Genomic DNA, 14,473 nt, shown 5'->3' with positions numbered 1-14,473 from the left:
CGGTACAGGCCCCATGGGCCACACCGGTTTCAGACCGCTAGAAGGCCCGTGGTTCTGTCATTGACCGGGGGCGAAAGCCGCTTGACCATTGCGGCGGCTATGCTCTACGGGTCTGTCATCCGATACCGGCTCGCCGAACCGGAATGCAGGCCTTAGGGTATGGACCCATATTGTGTGAGAAACCGGGCCAGGACATGATGAGCGAACAAACTGCCGCAAAGCCAGAATTGACCGTGCTTCTGTGCGCGCCGCGCGGCTTTTGCGCAGGTGTCGACCGGGCCATCCAGATCGTGGAACTGGCCCTGGAGAAATACGGCAGCCCGGTCTACGTACGCCACGAGATCGTTCACAACAAATTCGTCGTGGACGGCCTCAAGGCGAAAGGCGCCGTCTTTGTCGAGGAACTCGACGAAATCCCGGCAGGCGACACCGACCGCCCGGTGATCTTCTCCGCGCACGGCGTTCCGAAATCCGTTCCCGCCGACGCCGGCAGCCGGAACATGTTTTATCTCGACGCCACCTGTCCGCTGGTTTCCAAGGTCCACAAGGAGGCGGAGATCCATCACCGCCGGGACCGCGAGATCCTGCTGATCGGCCATGCGGGCCACCCGGAAGTCATCGGGACGATGGGCCAGTTGCCGGAGGGGACGGTCTCGCTGATCGAAACCGAAGCGGATGCCAGGGCGTTCGAGCCCAAGAGCGACCGCCAGCTTGCCTATATTACCCAGACGACGCTGTCGCTCGACGACACGGCCGGTATTGTCGACATCCTGCGCGAGCGTTTTCCGGATGTTGTCGCGCCTCACAAGGAAGACATCTGCTACGCCACCACGAACCGCCAGGAAGCGGTCAAGGCAACCGCGCCGAAAGTGGATGCGATGATCGTGGTCGGTGCGCCCAACTCTTCCAATTCCCAGCGCCTGCGGGAAGTGGCCGAGCGGGCCGGGTGCAAGACGTCCATGCTGATCCAGCGCGCCACCGACATCGACTGGAGCCGGTTCGGCCAGATCTCCTCGCTCGGACTGACCGCCGGTGCGTCCGCTCCCGAAACCCTCGTGGAAGAAGTGATTGCCGCCTTCGCGGAGCGGTTTACCGTTTCCGTCGAGACCGTGCGGACGGCGGAAGAAACCATTGCGTTCAATCTGCCCCGCGAATTGCGGGATGTGACGGGCGCTCAAGACGCGGCAGCAGAGTAGACCGAAGAATGGCCGTTTACACAGAAGTCGCGGATGAAGAGCTCGCCGCGTTCATCGACACCTACGACATCGGCAAGCTGCTCTCCTTCAAGGGCATTGCCGAGGGCGTCGAAAACAGCAATTTCCTGGTTCACACCGAAAGCGGCTATTACATCCTGACGCTCTACGAAAAACGCGTGGATCCGAACGATCTGCCGTTTTTCCTGAACCTGCTCCAGCATCTGGCCCGCAAGGGGCTGAGTTGCCCGACGCCGGTCCAGACCACCGAAGGAAAACTGCTCGGTACGCTCGCGGGCCGGCCCGCGGCCATGGTGACATTCCTGGACGGCATGTGGGTCCGGCGGCCGAAACCGGAGCATTGCAGCGCCCTTGGCGAGGGCATGGCCCAGATGCATCTGGCCGGCGCCGACTTCGGGATGACCCGGAAAAACGCCCTGAGCGTCGACGGCTGGCGTCCGCTGTTCGCGCAATGCGACGGCCGCGCCGATACGGTCGTGCCGGGCCTTGCAGCCGAAATCGGCAGGGAACTGGATTTCCTGGAGGCGAACTGGCCTGCCGACCTGCCATCGGGGATCATCCATGCGGATCTGTTTCCCGACAACGTCTTCTTCCTGTCGGACAGGCTGTCCGGCCTGATCGACTTCTATTTCGCCTGCTCCGATGCGTTCGCCTACGATGTGGCGATCTGCCTGAACGCTTGGTGTTTCGAGACGGACCTCTCCTTCAACGTGACCAAGGCGCGCGCGCTCCTCAACGGCTATTGCCGGGTCCGTCCGCTCACCGAGCAGGAGTATGACGTCCTGCCGCTGCTGGCGCGCGGCGCGGCGCTCCGTTTTCTGCTGACACGGCTTTATGACTGGCTCAGCGTTCCGGAAGGCGCCCTCGTCACGCCGAAGGACCCGCTTGAATACCTGAAAAAACTGCGGTTTCACCAGAGCGTCGGCAATGCCGGCGCCTACGGGCTGGATTTATGAGCGCACCAAACAGAGTGACCATCTACACGGACGGAGCGTGTTCGGGAAACCCGGGCCCCGGAGGCTGGGGCGCGATCCTGCGGTTCGGCGAGCACGAGAAGGAGCTTTCCGGCGGCGCCGCGGAGACGACGAACAACCGTATGGAACTGACCGCGGCGATCGAATCGCTCAATGCCCTCAAGCGCCCCTGCACGGTCGACCTTTATACGGATTCGACCTATGTGCGCAGCGGCATCACCGAGTGGCTGGACGGCTGGAAACGCAAGAACTGGCGGACGGCGGCCAAGAAGCCGGTGAAGAATGCGGATCTCTGGCAGGCACTGGACGAAGCGCGCCAGCGCCATGACGTGTCCTGGCATTGGGTCAAGGGACATGCCGGACACCCGGAAAACGAACGGGCCGACGAACTCGCCAGAATGGGAATGGCGCCGTTCAAACCGGGCGGGAATGGCGAACTGGCGGAGGATCTTTCTTGAGGTTCTTCCGGCGCGACGACCTTCCGTCACCTGCCGCGTCCTTCCGGACGGCGCCCTGCGATGTCCTGATCATGGCAAACCCGACCGCGGGAGGGTATCGCCCCAAGCTGCTTGCCAAGGTTCAGGAAAAACTCCAGGCCGGCGGCTGCAAGGTCACCCTGCACCTGACCTCCCACGCAGGCGAGATCGGCGAAGTCTGTGCCGATCCGAAGCTTGCCGTCGGCCTGCTCGTCATTGCCGGGGGCGACGGATCGATCAACGAGGCGCTCGCCGGTTTCCAGTCCAATCCGGCCCCGCCCGACCTTGCGGTCATCCCTTTCGGAACGGCCAATGTGCTCGCCTGCGAACTGGGCCTGCCAAGGCGCTCCGGCGCCATTGCGGGCGCTATTCTGCGGCGGCGGACCAAGCCATTGCACGCGGGCCTTGCCAACGGCCACCCCTTCGTCCTGATGGCGTCCTCCGGGTTCGATGCGGAAGTCGTCCACGGCATCCCGCTGTCGCTGAAACGCCGGCTGGGGAAACTGGCTTACGTTATCACCGCGATCCGGATCGGGCTGACCCGCGAGACCAGTGATCTGACGGCGGAGATCGACGGGGAGACCTTGCACGGCAAGCTGGCGGTTGCGACCAACGGCCGTTTCTACGGCGGTCCTTTCGTGATCAGCCCGGATGCTTCCGTGACCAAGGCCGGTCTGCAGCTGCTTATGCTGGAGAAGGACGACCCGCTTTCAAGCTTCCGGTTCGGGCTGGCGCTGCTGATGGGGCGGGTTCACAAGGCCAAGGGGGTGACGGTCCGCAATTTCCAGCGCGCCCGTATCCTGTCCAACCGTCCGGTCCCCGTCCAGATCGATGGCGATCCCTTCGGGACGACGCCGGTCGAAATCGAGCCGGCTCCCGGTCACCTCGCGATCGTCGTTCCCTGAAACGAAATTCGACGAAGGCGCGTCAGGCTGTATGGGCTTCCGCCGCCGGCTGACGGCGCAGCAGCTTGCTCGCCTCGTCCGCCGATACCGCCTGACCGAAATGGAAGCCTTGCGCGAATTCGCAGCCGAGCTGGTAAAGTTCCAGCGCGTCCGCTTCGCTTTCCGCACCTTCGGCCACCACGGACATGCCGAGATCGTGCCCCATGGCGACGATCGTCCTGAGCAGGACGGGCCGTGCCGACTTTCCGTTCGCTTTCACGAAAGACTGGTCGATCTTGATCGTGTCGAAGGGGAACCGTTGCAGGTAGGACAGCGACGAATGGCCCGTGCCGAAATCATCCAGCGAGAGGCCCGCCCCCAAGGCGCGCAGCCGCTCCAGAACCTTGGCGGAGTATTCCGGGTTGGACATGACGAGTGATTCCGTCAGTTCCAGCTTCAAGGTTCCCGGCGCCAGTGAACAGCGTGACAGAACCGCTTTCACGTCGTTGATCAGATCATGCTTCAGAAGTTGCCTGGACGAGAGATTGACCGATGCGAACAACGGCCTCGGCATCGCGGTCTCCCGCTGCCAGAAGGCCAACTGATGCGCGCCCTTTTCCAGCATGTACATGCCAAGTTCATTGATCAGGCCGGATTGTTCGGCAACCGGGATGAATTCTGCGGGAGCGATCTTGCCGCGCTTGGGATGGTTCCAGCGCGCGAGCACTTCAAAGCCCGCGATTGTCCGGTCTTCCAGGCGAATGATCGGCTGATAGAAGACCCCGAGCGTTTCCTTGCGGATTGCCTCGCGCAGGTCGCTTTCCATATCGATGATGTTCTTGCCGAGCGGACGCAGGATCGGGCGGAACACCTCCTGGCGATCGCCACCCAGCCGTTTGGCATGATTGAGCGCGATCTCCGTGTTGGTGATCAGGTCTTCCGACGTCTGTTTTTCATCCTCGTACAACGAAATGCCAACGGAGCAGGTCAGGAAGATTTCGCGGTCGCCGAAGGTAATCGGCGAGCGGACCGCTTTTCTCAGGCCATCTGCCAGAGCAACGATCCGGTCCGGCTCCGGCTCCGACAGCACAAGCAGGCCGTACTGGTCGCCGTTGATACGCGAGAGGGTATCCTGTTCACCGATCATGCGAACGAGCCGGCGCGCGACCGTGAGCAGAATACTGTCGCCGGCGGACAGGCCGATGCTGTCGTTGACCTGCTTGAACCGGTCGAGGTTCAGGATCATCACGGCCGGCTTGCTTCTTCCGTCCGCACGGGCGTTGGCGAGGGCACCCTGCAGACGGTCCATGAACAGTTCCCTGTTCGGCAGCCCGGTCAGATTGTCATGAACTGCATCGTGCAGCAGGCGTTCCTCGGCGGTTCTTTCCTCGGTCACGTCGAGCAGGGTACCGACGCAGCGGATCACTTCGCCGTCGGAGCCGATGATCGGCCGGGCGCGCAGCCGGAACCAACGGAAATGGCCGTCCTCGGAACGCAGGCGGAAGGTCTGGACGACCTTGCCCCGGCGCTGGTCGATCACTGCGTCCAGCGTGGCGCGGAACCGGTCCCGGTCCTGGGGATGCAGGACTTCGAGCCAGTCGCGTGCGGGGCCTTCAAGCGTGCCGTGGCGCAGGTTGAGGAGGTCCTCGACCTCATGCCCGGTGAAGATCCGGTCCCGGTCCACATCCCAGTCCCAGATGATGTCGCCGGCGCCCGTCAGCGCGAGCGCCCTGCGCTCCACATCGGAAATCAGGCCTTGCGCGATGGCGCCGCCTGCGAAGGCGTGCTGCATGACCGTGAACCCGATCAGCAGCACGATCAGGACGAGGCCGCCGCCAAGGGCCGGCTGCACGATATCGTTCGCCAGTGTGCCGGTGATCGTCATGGCCGCACCGATCAGCCAGGCAATCAGCAGACACCACGTCGGGATCAGCATGATCGCCCGGTCGTAGCCCTGGAAGGCAAGCACCATAATCGTGATGAATCCGAGAATGCCGATGATCCCCAGAGACAGGCGTGCGACGCCGGCGGCGACGGAAGGATCCCAGACCGCGACCCCGATGAGGCCGAGCAGCAGGACAAGCGTCGTCAGCGCCAGGTGAGAATAGTGGATGTTCCAGCGGTTCAGGTTCAAATAGGCATAGAGGAAGATGATCAGACTGGCCGCGAGCATCACCTCCGCATAGGCCCGGTAGAGCTGGTCGCCCCCCTCCTTCAGATTGAACACCAGGTTCCAGAAACCGAAATCGATACACAGATAGGCCAGAACCGCCCAGGCAAGGGCGGCGGTTGCCGGGAACATCACCGTCCCCTTGACCACGAACAGAATGGTCAGGAACAGCGCCAGCAACCCGGAAATCCCGAGCACGATGCCGCGATAGAGCGTGTAGGCGTTCACCTTCTCCGTATAGGTATCCGGCTCCCAGAGCCGGAACTGCGGCAGGTTCGGCGACGTCAGTTCGGCGACGAAGGTCACCACCGATCCGGGATCGAGCGTCACCAGGAAGACGTCCGCCTCCAGGCTCCTTTGCCGTGTCGGCGCGATCCCCTGGCTGGGGGTGATGGCCGTGATCCGCGAAGAACCGAGATCCGGCCAGAACAATTTGGAGCCGACGAGCTGGAAGTAGGGCGCGACCAGAAGCCGGTCGATTTGCTCGTCACTGGTATTGGCGAGCGCAAAAACCGCCCAGCTCTTGTTCTCACCGTCCCTGGAGGCAACCTCGATCCGGCGCACGATCCCGTCGGCGCCCGGCGCGGTGGAGACCTGCAGGCGCGGACCGGCATTGGCGTGAATTTCGACCATATTGGTCAGGTCCAGGGCATCGGCATCGATCGGCACCAGGATCGGTTCCACCGCCCATGCGGGCACGGTGACAAAAAACCCAATCAATCCAAGGAGTAATGCGGCAAGATATTTACGAATGCCCACGAGCCGTTCCGGTAACATTTCTGACATGGGCCGAATGAGTATCGGGTTGCGCCGCATGTCACAAGATTTCTTTCATTGTTCTCCCGCCCGACACGGTGGGCGGTTCGCAAGCAAGCGCATGATCTTCGGCGAGACAGGCAAACAGAAGATGATCCTGCCATTTACCGTTGATCAGCAAATATTTGCGGGCGTAGCCTTCGCGCCGAAATCCGGCTTTTTGAAGGAGATGGATGGAAGGGGCGTTGTTGGGCAGGCAGGCGGCCTCGACCCGGTGCAACCCCAGGACATCGAAGCAATAGGGAAGGACCAGGCGGACGGCATGGCTCATATGGCCGTTTCCGGCAAAGGGCGCGCCCATCCAGTAGCCCATCGTGGCGGACTGGCACACGCCCCTGCGGATGTTGGAGAGCGTCAGGCCACCGAGCAATTCGCCGGTTCGCGCACTGAAAAGCAGAAAGGGATAGCTGCGTCCGTCCCGCCGGTCCCGGGCGTATTTACGCAACCGGCGGCGAAAACCGGACTTGGTCAGATCGTCCCTCGGCCACAGAGGCTCCCAGGGTCTCAGGAATTCGCGGCTGGCGGCCCTGAGTTCGGCCCAGGCGCGGAAATCGCCGATGACGGGCGGGCGCAGATAGTGCGTGCTCGATTCGATGCGGGGCTCGGCGTCCAGCGCGATCGTGGAGCGCAAGAGTGACATGCCTGACCCCCTTTCCTCGGCCCCGACCTCCTGAATGAGATCGCAACCTACATCGATACCGCTTTCAACAGCGGTGCGTTCAGCCGTTGCGAAATCTCATCGGCACTCATTATCTCGCCAACCGGGCCGACGGCGGTAAGTGTCGGTGTCGATCCGGTAAAGGTCTCATGCGCCACACGGCGAATGTCGGCCGCCGTTACGGCTTCGATCTTTTCGGAAATTTCCTCAAGGGTCAGGGTGCGGCCATGGACGAGAATCTGGCGGGCGATCTGGCCGGCCCGGGCCGCCGGGCTTTCCAGCGCCATCATCAGTCCTGCCCTGATCTGGGCACGGGACCGGGCGACTTCCTCATCGGTGACCGTTTCGCAGGCCGACTTCAGTTCATCGACGATCGCCGGCATCAGATCGGCGATGTCTTCCTGGCTCGTCGCCGCATGAAGCCCGAAAAGGCCGGTATCGGAAAACGCCCAGTGGAAACTGTAGATCGCGTAACACAGACCCAGCTTTTCGCGGATTTCCTGGAACAGCCTGGACGACATGCCGCCGCCCAGCACGGAGGCCAGGATCTGGATCGCGTAATAGTCCGGCGACTTGTACGGCCTGCCCTCGAAGCCGATCAGGATCTGCGCTTCCATCAGATCCTTCTGGAGTTTCTGTTCCCCGCCCCGATACTGCGCCCGGGTTCCGTTTTCCGCCGGCTCGGAACCGATACCAGTAAACTTTTCCTCGGCCAGTGCGACCAGGACATCATGGTCAACGGCGCCGGCGGCGGACAGGATCATGTCCGGCCCGCGATACCGGGAGCGGAGATAGTGGTTCAAGGCATCCCGGCTGAACCCCTTGACCGTTTCCGGCGTGCCGAGGATCGGCCTCCCGATGGCCTGATCCGGCCAGGCGGTGTCCTGAAACAGATCGAAGGCCTGGTCTTCCGGAGAATCGTGCGCGGCCCCGATCTCCTGCAGAATGACGTGCTTCTCGCGTGTCAGTTCTTCCTCGTCGAAGGTGGAGTTCTGCAGGATATCCGACAGCAGATCGACGGCGAGCGGCAGGTCTTCGGCCAGGATCCGGGCGTAGTAGTTGGTGTGCTCGATGCTCGTGGCGGCATTCAGCTCGCCGCCGACCGCCTCGATCTGCTCGGCGATCTCGCGTGCCGACCGGGACAGGGTCCCCTTGAACGCCATATGTTCCAACAGATGGGTGATGCCGTTCTGGTCCTGGTTCTCCGCCCTGGATCCGGTTCTCACCCAGATCCCCAGGGCTGCCGTCTTCAAATGCGGCATCCGGTCGGTGACGACCGTCATGCCATTTGCAAGTGTGCTTGTCCGGACCTGCATCAATCAAACCCCGCTGTGTACGGCGCGGGCATGGGTCTCGATATGCCTTTCCACCGCGGACTGGTCGGCCGCAAGGACCTGTTGGCGCTCTTCCGCCGTCATCATCGGCTGAAGCTCGTCCGGCAGGTCCGGCCGGACACCGCAGGCTGCTTCCACCGCATCCGGGAATTTCGCCGGATGGGCCGTGCCGAGCACGATCATGGGCACACCGTCACGGGCATGATCCCTGGCGACATGCACACCGATCGCAGTATGCGGATCGAGCAGATAGCCGCTGCCCTTCAAGGTGTCCGCAATCGTCGCAGCCGTCTCCGCTTCGTCGCAGCGCCCGGCGGCAAACCGTTCCCGGATCTTCGCCAGCGGAGCGTCGGCAATGGTAAAGCTGCCCGACTGGGACAGACGGTTCATCAGTCCGCGCACGGCCTCTCCGTCATGACCGTAGACTTCCGACAGCAGCCGCTCGAAATTGGAGGAAATCTGAATGTCCATGGAGGGAGACGTGGTCGCCGTCACGCCGCGCATTTCGTAACGGCCGGTCTCAAGCGTGCGCGCCAGAATATCGTTGACGTTGGTTGCCACCACCAGCTTTTCCACCGGCAGGCCCATCTGCATGGCCGCATAGCCGGCAAAGATATCGCCGAAATTGCCGGTCGGAACGGTGAAGGACACCGGCCGGTGGGGGGCTCCCAGGGCAACGCCGGAAACGAAGTAATAGACGATCTGCGCCAGGATCCGCGCCCAGTTGATCGAGTTCACGCCGGACAGCGCCACCCGGTCGCGGAAAGCGAAGTTGTTGAACATGCCTTTGACGATCGCCTGGCAGTCATCGAAATTCCCGGTGAGAGCCAGGGCATGGACGTTGGCTTCCGACGGCGTCGTCATCTGCCGTCGCTGCACCGGGGACACCCGGCCGTCGGGGAAGAGGATGAAGACGTCGGTGCGTTCCCGCCCTCGGAACGCCTCGATCGCGGCGCCGCCGGTGTCGCCGGACGTGGCGCCCACGATGGTCGCCCGCAGGCCCCGTTCTGTCAGGACATGGTCCATCATCCTGCCGAGGAACTGCATCGCCACATCCTTGAAGGCGAGCGTCGGGCCGTGGAACAGCTCCAGGACGAAGGCATTCGGTGCGATCTGCACCAGCGGCGTCACCGCCTCGTGGCGAAATTCCGCGTAGGTGTCCGCAATCATCTTGCGGAGCTTTTCGGCTGGAACAGCGTCGCCGACGAAGGGCGCGATCACTTCAAACGCAACATCCGCGTAGGGCTTGCCGGCAAAGGAAGCGATCTTGGCCGCGTCAAAGCTCGGCCAGGATTCGGGCAGGTAGAGCCCGCCGTCCCGCGCCAGGCCTTGGAGAAGAACGTCGGAAAATCCAAGGACCGGTGCTTCGCCACGCGTACTGAAATATCTCACCGCGCCAATTGCCTCCAAACTCTCTTTCGCGCCGGAAACAACGCGCTTCCGGTTTTCGCTCACCCTAAATCAAACTTCGCCGGATTTAAAACAAAACCATAGGCCTGTCAGGGGTTAGTTCACCCCGACAGCGGATTTTCCGTTTGAAGAATTAAGCCTTGCCCGGTTCAGGCGTGCCCAGCATCGCCGAACAGCATCGCCGGATCGATACCGATCGACATCAGCGCGCGCTGCCATTTGTCATCATAGACCGGATCGAAAACGAGCTGCGGGTTTGCCGGACAGTTGAGCCAGCCGTTCGCCTGGATTTCACTCTCAAGCTGCCCGGGCGCCCAACCGGAATAGCCGAGCGCAAGCATCGCCTGCTCCGGCCCGCCCCCTTCGGCCATGGCCTTGAGAATCTCAAGGGTCGCCGTCAGGCAGATCCCGTCGGCGATACAAAGCGTCGATCGTTCGATGACGAAATCGTCGCTGTGAAGCACGAACCCGCGCTCGACCTCGACCGGCCCGCCCTTGTGGACATTCATCTCACGGATCTTCGACGGCAGACGGATCGCGGTATCGTCGTTCAGGATGTTAAGCTGGATCAGCAGCTCCTCCAGGGACAAATGACGCGCAACCTGGTTCAGAACCAGACCCATCGCGCCTTGTTCGGAATGGGAGCACAGATAGATAACGGAGTGATCGAACCGCCCGTCCATCATGTTCGGCATGGCAACCAACAGCTGCCCTTCAAGAGAAACCGCGGTCGACTGATCCGTCATCTACACCTCACCAGTTGATCACTCACAAATTCCAGCGCGCGACGTAACCCTAACCTGTTCCATCGCGATTGTTAACGCCTTCCGATACGGTTGGCCGCAAAGCCTGCTCACGTATCTGTCACACCGAAATGACCGGCTTGCGTTTATCCCTCCCGTGACGCCGCTTGCTCGATGTTGTAGGTATCGCTCATGAGAACAAGACTTTTTCTCCTCTTTGTCTCGCTTTGCCTTGCAAGTCTGCCGGTAAAGGCGACGACCACCGACTGGGTTTCGGTGACCGGCGGCGCGGTACGGCTCGTCACCGCAGGGCCCATGGAAAGCGGGATCTATCGGGCGGGCCTGGAATTTTCCCTCGATCCCGGCTGGCATACCTATTGGCGCTATCCGGGCGAAGCCGGTGTTCCACCGACCTTCGATTTTTCCGGCTCGCAGAACCTTGCCAAGGCGGACATCCTGTATCCGGCACCCGGCCGCTACAACGACGGCTTTTCCACCTCGATCGTTTATGACGAGAACGTCGTCCTGCCGATCCTGATCACGCCGGACGACCCGCAAGCCCCCGTGCGATTGCAAGCATCCCTGTTTTTCGGGATCTGCAAGGACATCTGCGTGCCCGGCGACGGGGTGTTCGACCTCGTGCTGGAACCATCGGCAGAGGAAGACACGGTCTCGGCAATGCTGATCGACCGGGACCTGGCTCTGGTGCCCCAAACCGTGGAAGGACCGGCTTCCGGGATCGTCTCGATCACCAGCGCGCCCGGCAAGAACGCTCCGGTTTTGACGATCACGGCCAAGGTCGATCCGGACACACCTGAACCCGGGCTTTTTGCCGAAGGCCCGGAAGGCTCTTACATCGGCGTCCCGGACCTCCAATCGCGGGATGGCGGTATGGCTGTCTGGACACTTTCGACCAACGGTCTTGCGCGGACCGGTGATGGTTCGATGCTGACGCTCGTTCTTGTCGATGGCGACAAGGCGGTGGAAAGCCGTCATGCACTGTCTGCGGACCTGCTGAAATAATCTTCCCGCATGCAGATTTATCCATACCGGCACTCGACTGTCGTCCCGACAAGCCCTAAGTGCTATTACGGACTTCAGACACTTGGGGAGATACCTGAATGACCATCAAAGTCGGCGACAAAATTCCGCAGGCCAAATTTCATCACATGACGGCCGATGGCCCGGGCGAAATCAGCACGGACGATATCTTCGCCGGCAAGACTGTCGTGCTCTTCGCCGTTCCGGGCGCTTTCACGCCCACCTGCCACATGAACCACCTGCCCGGCTTCGTGGAACATGGCGACACCATCAAGGCGAAGGGTGTCGATACCATTGCCGTGCTTGCGACCAACGACCTGTTCGTCATGGACGCCTGGGCCAAGGCCACCAATGCCACCGGCAAGATCGAATTCCTGTCCGATACGTCGGGCGACTTCGTCAAGGAGATCGGCCTGTCGATGGAAGCGCCGATCCTCGGCCACACCCGCGCCCAGCGGTTCGCGCTGATCGCCAAGGATGGCGTTGTGACCTATCTGGGCACGGAGGACGGCCGCGAGGTGACACAGTCCGGTGCGGCAGCCATTCTTGAGGCGCTGTCCTGAACCGCAGACCGGACGGTTCGTTCCATTTGAGAACGGGGACCTATGCGTCCCCGTTTTTATTTGCCCGTGCGCGGCGGATGAGGCTGAACGCATAGGTGATGAAGACGCCGACCAGGGTCGCGGCAAGGCCGAACCAGGTCAGGGCATAGCCCAGATGATCGTTCTTGAACTTCACGATCGTCTCTCCAGCCTGGGGCAGGCCCGAGGCAGGTGTAAACCTTGCGTCCAGATCGATGCTGTACGGGGCGATCTTCTCGTCAGGGATGCCCAGCACGGCGGCCATGTCGTCCGTGTCCCGCGCGAACCAGGTCCGGTTTGCCGCATCGGATTCCGGGGTTGCCCAATTCGGCTTCTCTGAACGGCGCAATACTCCCTCGATGCGGATGGTTCCGGGCGGTGGCGTCAAGGCGGCCGACCTGACCTCCGCAGGCGTATCCTGCGGGACGAAGCCCCTGTTGACCATGACCAGCCAGCCGTTGTCGGTCTCAAACGGGCTGTAGACAAAGTAACCCGGCCCGGAAAATCGGCCGTTGGCCTGGGAAAGCGCGATATAGTAAAGCGCCGCGCCTTCCAGGAACCGACCGCTGGTCATGACATGGCGGTAGTCGGCTTCTTCCAGATCCATAGACGGCCACTGGTCCGGCCCCGGGGCCGGCACCGGATCGAGCTGAAGGTCCGCGGCGACCTTGGCGATCAGGGCTTCCTTCCAGGTCAGACGGTCAACCTGCCAGAATCCGAGCTTTAAAAGGATGGCCAACGCGCACACCGTCGCGATGAAGGGCCACAACAATTTTCGGAACGGACTGCTGTTTCCGGCGGCCGTCTTACTGGTCAAGACGGCCCTCCTCGGCATTGTGCTTGTACTGCAGGGCAATCAGCACGCCCTTCAGGGGACGCAGAACGCCTCCTGCTAGGATGACCGTCAGCGGCAGCCAGACGACGAGGTGAACCCAAATCGGCGGCTGAAAGGCGAGTTCCACGGCCAGCACCAGACCGACGACGACGAAGCCGACGATCATGATGACAAACACGGCAGGTCCGTCGCCGCTGTCGGCGAAATCATAGCTCAAGCCGCAGTTGCGGCAGGACTTGGCAATGGAGAGAAATCCGGAAAACAGCTTTCCCTGACCGCAGCGCGGGCAGCGTCCGGACAAGCCGGCTGAAATGGGATTAACCGGCGGGTAATGGGCTTTATCTGTCACGCTCGCGCCTCCTTAAGCTTTCGACCGGCCCCCACCGTTTCGAATTGTGTTGTCAAACGACAAGCGCCCGATCCTTCATGAGGACCGGGCGCCTGGCAATCTCTCTTGTGCCCGATCAGTGGGCGGCAGGCACGCCCGCACCCCAGACGTAGATGGAGGCGAACAGGAACAGCCAGACCACGTCAACGAAGTGCCAGTACCAGGCGGCAGCCTCGAAGCCGAAATGCTTTTCGGGGGTGAAGCCACCGTTCAGCGCCCGGATCAGACAGACCAGCAGGAAGATCGTACCGACGATCACGTGGAAGCCGTGGAAGCCGGTCGCCATGAAGAAGGTTGCGCCGTAGATATTGCCGCCGAAGTCGAAGGCAGCGTGCGCATATTCGAACGCCTGGGTCATGGTGAACAGTACGCCGAGCAGGACGGTCAGCGTCAGGCCCCACTTCAGGCCCTGGCGATCGTTATGCAGCAGTGCATGGTGCGCCCAGGTCACGGTCGTGCCGGAGGTCAGCAGGATAATGGTGTTCAGCAGCGGAAGATGCCACGGATCGAAGGTTTCGATACCAGCGGGAGGCCAATGGCCGCCGGTCACCTCGGCGCGAGTGAACTGGATCGCTTCTCCGGCAAACAGCGACGCATCGAAATAGGCCCAGAACCAGGCCACGAAGAACATCACTTCCGAAGCGATGAACAGGATCATGCCGTAGCGCAGATGGAGAGAAACAACGCGGGTGTGATGGCCCTGTGCGGATTCACGGATCGTGTCACGCCACCAGCCGAACATGGTGTAGAGCACAATCAGAAGGCCGACCGCAAAGATGCCCCAACCGGTAAGGTCGACGCCGAAAATGGCGAATTCCTTATCCTGAAGGCCCTTCATCCAGCCAATGGCGCCGATGGCCATGATGAATGCGCCGACCGAGCCGGTAAACGGCCACGGACTGGGGTCAACCAGATGGTAGTCGTGATTTTTGGTGTGTGCCTCAGCCAT

General features: G+C 61.9%; 14 protein-coding genes. 6 read left to right on the top strand and 8 right to left on the bottom strand.

Going from position 1 to position 14,473, the window contains the following annotated elements:
- The first annotated feature begins 194 nt into the window (after positions 1 to 194).
- From ispH to ACN0SO_RS07025, 4 genes are read left to right on the top strand one after another with little or no spacing between them, the layout of a single operon-like run.
- Positions 195 to 1,196 (top strand): 4-hydroxy-3-methylbut-2-enyl diphosphate reductase, encoded by a 1,002-nt coding sequence (ispH, locus tag ACN0SO_RS07040; protein WP_417675952.1) that lies wholly within the window; start codon positions 195 to 197, stop codon positions 1,194 to 1,196.
- An 8-nt stretch (positions 1,197 to 1,204) separates the two neighbouring features.
- Complete coding sequence (thrB, locus tag ACN0SO_RS07035; protein WP_417675950.1) at positions 1,205 to 2,170, top strand: homoserine kinase; 966 nt, start codon at positions 1,205 to 1,207, stop codon at positions 2,168 to 2,170.
- Entirely contained in the window at positions 2,167 to 2,646 is a 480-nt protein-coding gene (rnhA, locus tag ACN0SO_RS07030; RefSeq protein WP_417675948.1) for a ribonuclease HI, read from the top strand. Before thrB ends, rnhA begins: the two co-directional genes overlap by 4 nt.
- Positions 2,643 to 3,569, top strand: a complete 927-nt coding sequence (locus ACN0SO_RS07025) for a diacylglycerol/lipid kinase family protein (protein WP_417675946.1) — start codon at positions 2,643 to 2,645, stop codon at positions 3,567 to 3,569. Before rnhA ends, ACN0SO_RS07025 begins: the two co-directional genes overlap by 4 nt.
- Positions 3,570 to 3,591: 22 nt before the next feature.
- On the opposite strand, the gene ACN0SO_RS07020 is transcribed toward ACN0SO_RS07025, so the two are convergent.
- From ACN0SO_RS07020 to ACN0SO_RS07000, 5 genes are all read right to left on the bottom strand, one after another.
- On the bottom strand, positions 3,592 to 6,495 hold the full coding sequence (locus ACN0SO_RS07020; RefSeq protein ID WP_417676410.1) for an EAL domain-containing protein: 2,904 nt from the start codon (positions 6,493 to 6,495) through the stop codon (positions 3,592 to 3,594).
- 40 nt (positions 6,496 to 6,535) lie between these two features.
- On the bottom strand, positions 6,536 to 7,174 hold the full coding sequence (locus ACN0SO_RS07015; protein ID WP_417675944.1) for a GNAT family N-acetyltransferase: 639 nt from the start codon (positions 7,172 to 7,174) through the stop codon (positions 6,536 to 6,538).
- Positions 7,175 to 7,221: 47 nt separating this feature from the next.
- On the bottom strand, positions 7,222 to 8,508 hold the full coding sequence (locus ACN0SO_RS07010) for a M16 family metallopeptidase (protein WP_417675942.1): 1,287 nt from the start codon (positions 8,506 to 8,508) through the stop codon (positions 7,222 to 7,224).
- A gap of 3 nt (positions 8,509 to 8,511) precedes the next feature.
- On the bottom strand, positions 8,512 to 9,918 hold the full coding sequence (gene thrC, locus ACN0SO_RS07005) for a threonine synthase (RefSeq protein ID WP_417675940.1): 1,407 nt from the start codon (positions 9,916 to 9,918) through the stop codon (positions 8,512 to 8,514).
- 167 nt (positions 9,919 to 10,085) lie between these two features.
- Positions 10,086 to 10,682 (bottom strand): YqgE/AlgH family protein, encoded by a 597-nt coding sequence (locus tag ACN0SO_RS07000; protein WP_417675938.1) that lies wholly within the window; start codon positions 10,680 to 10,682, stop codon positions 10,086 to 10,088.
- A 189-nt stretch (positions 10,683 to 10,871) separates the two neighbouring features.
- Here ACN0SO_RS07000 and ACN0SO_RS06995 point away from each other — a divergent pair, with 189 nt between their 5' ends.
- Together ACN0SO_RS06995 and ACN0SO_RS06990 are read left to right on the top strand one after the other, a co-directional pair.
- Positions 10,872 to 11,702, top strand: a complete 831-nt coding sequence (locus ACN0SO_RS06995; RefSeq protein WP_417675936.1) for a protein-disulfide reductase DsbD domain-containing protein — start codon at positions 10,872 to 10,874, stop codon at positions 11,700 to 11,702.
- 98 nt (positions 11,703 to 11,800) lie between these two features.
- Entirely contained in the window at positions 11,801 to 12,283 is a 483-nt protein-coding gene (locus ACN0SO_RS06990) for a peroxiredoxin (protein ID WP_417675934.1), read from the top strand.
- Between the two features lie 40 nt (positions 12,284 to 12,323).
- Here ACN0SO_RS06990 and ACN0SO_RS06985 read toward each other — a convergent pair whose 3' ends face one another.
- The 3 genes from ACN0SO_RS06985 to ACN0SO_RS06975 all read right to left on the bottom strand — a co-directional run bounded on the left by ACN0SO_RS06985 (position 12,324) and on the right by ACN0SO_RS06975 (position 14,473).
- Positions 12,324 to 13,118: an SURF1 family protein gene (locus ACN0SO_RS06985; RefSeq protein WP_417675932.1), complete on the bottom strand. Its 795-nt coding sequence runs from the start codon at positions 13,116 to 13,118 to the stop codon at positions 12,324 to 12,326.
- Positions 13,108 to 13,485, bottom strand: a complete 378-nt coding sequence (locus ACN0SO_RS06980) for a DUF983 domain-containing protein (protein WP_417675930.1) — start codon at positions 13,483 to 13,485, stop codon at positions 13,108 to 13,110. Before ACN0SO_RS06980 ends, ACN0SO_RS06985 begins: the two co-directional genes overlap by 11 nt.
- A gap of 115 nt (positions 13,486 to 13,600) precedes the next feature.
- On the bottom strand, positions 13,601 to 14,473 hold the full coding sequence (locus tag ACN0SO_RS06975; protein ID WP_417675928.1) for a cytochrome c oxidase subunit 3: 873 nt from the start codon (positions 14,471 to 14,473) through the stop codon (positions 13,601 to 13,603).

This window comes from Roseibium sp. (assembly GCF_048260565.1).
GTDB lineage: Bacteria > Pseudomonadota > Alphaproteobacteria > Rhizobiales > Stappiaceae > Roseibium.
This window is presented reverse-complemented; position numbering and strand designations above follow the sequence as displayed.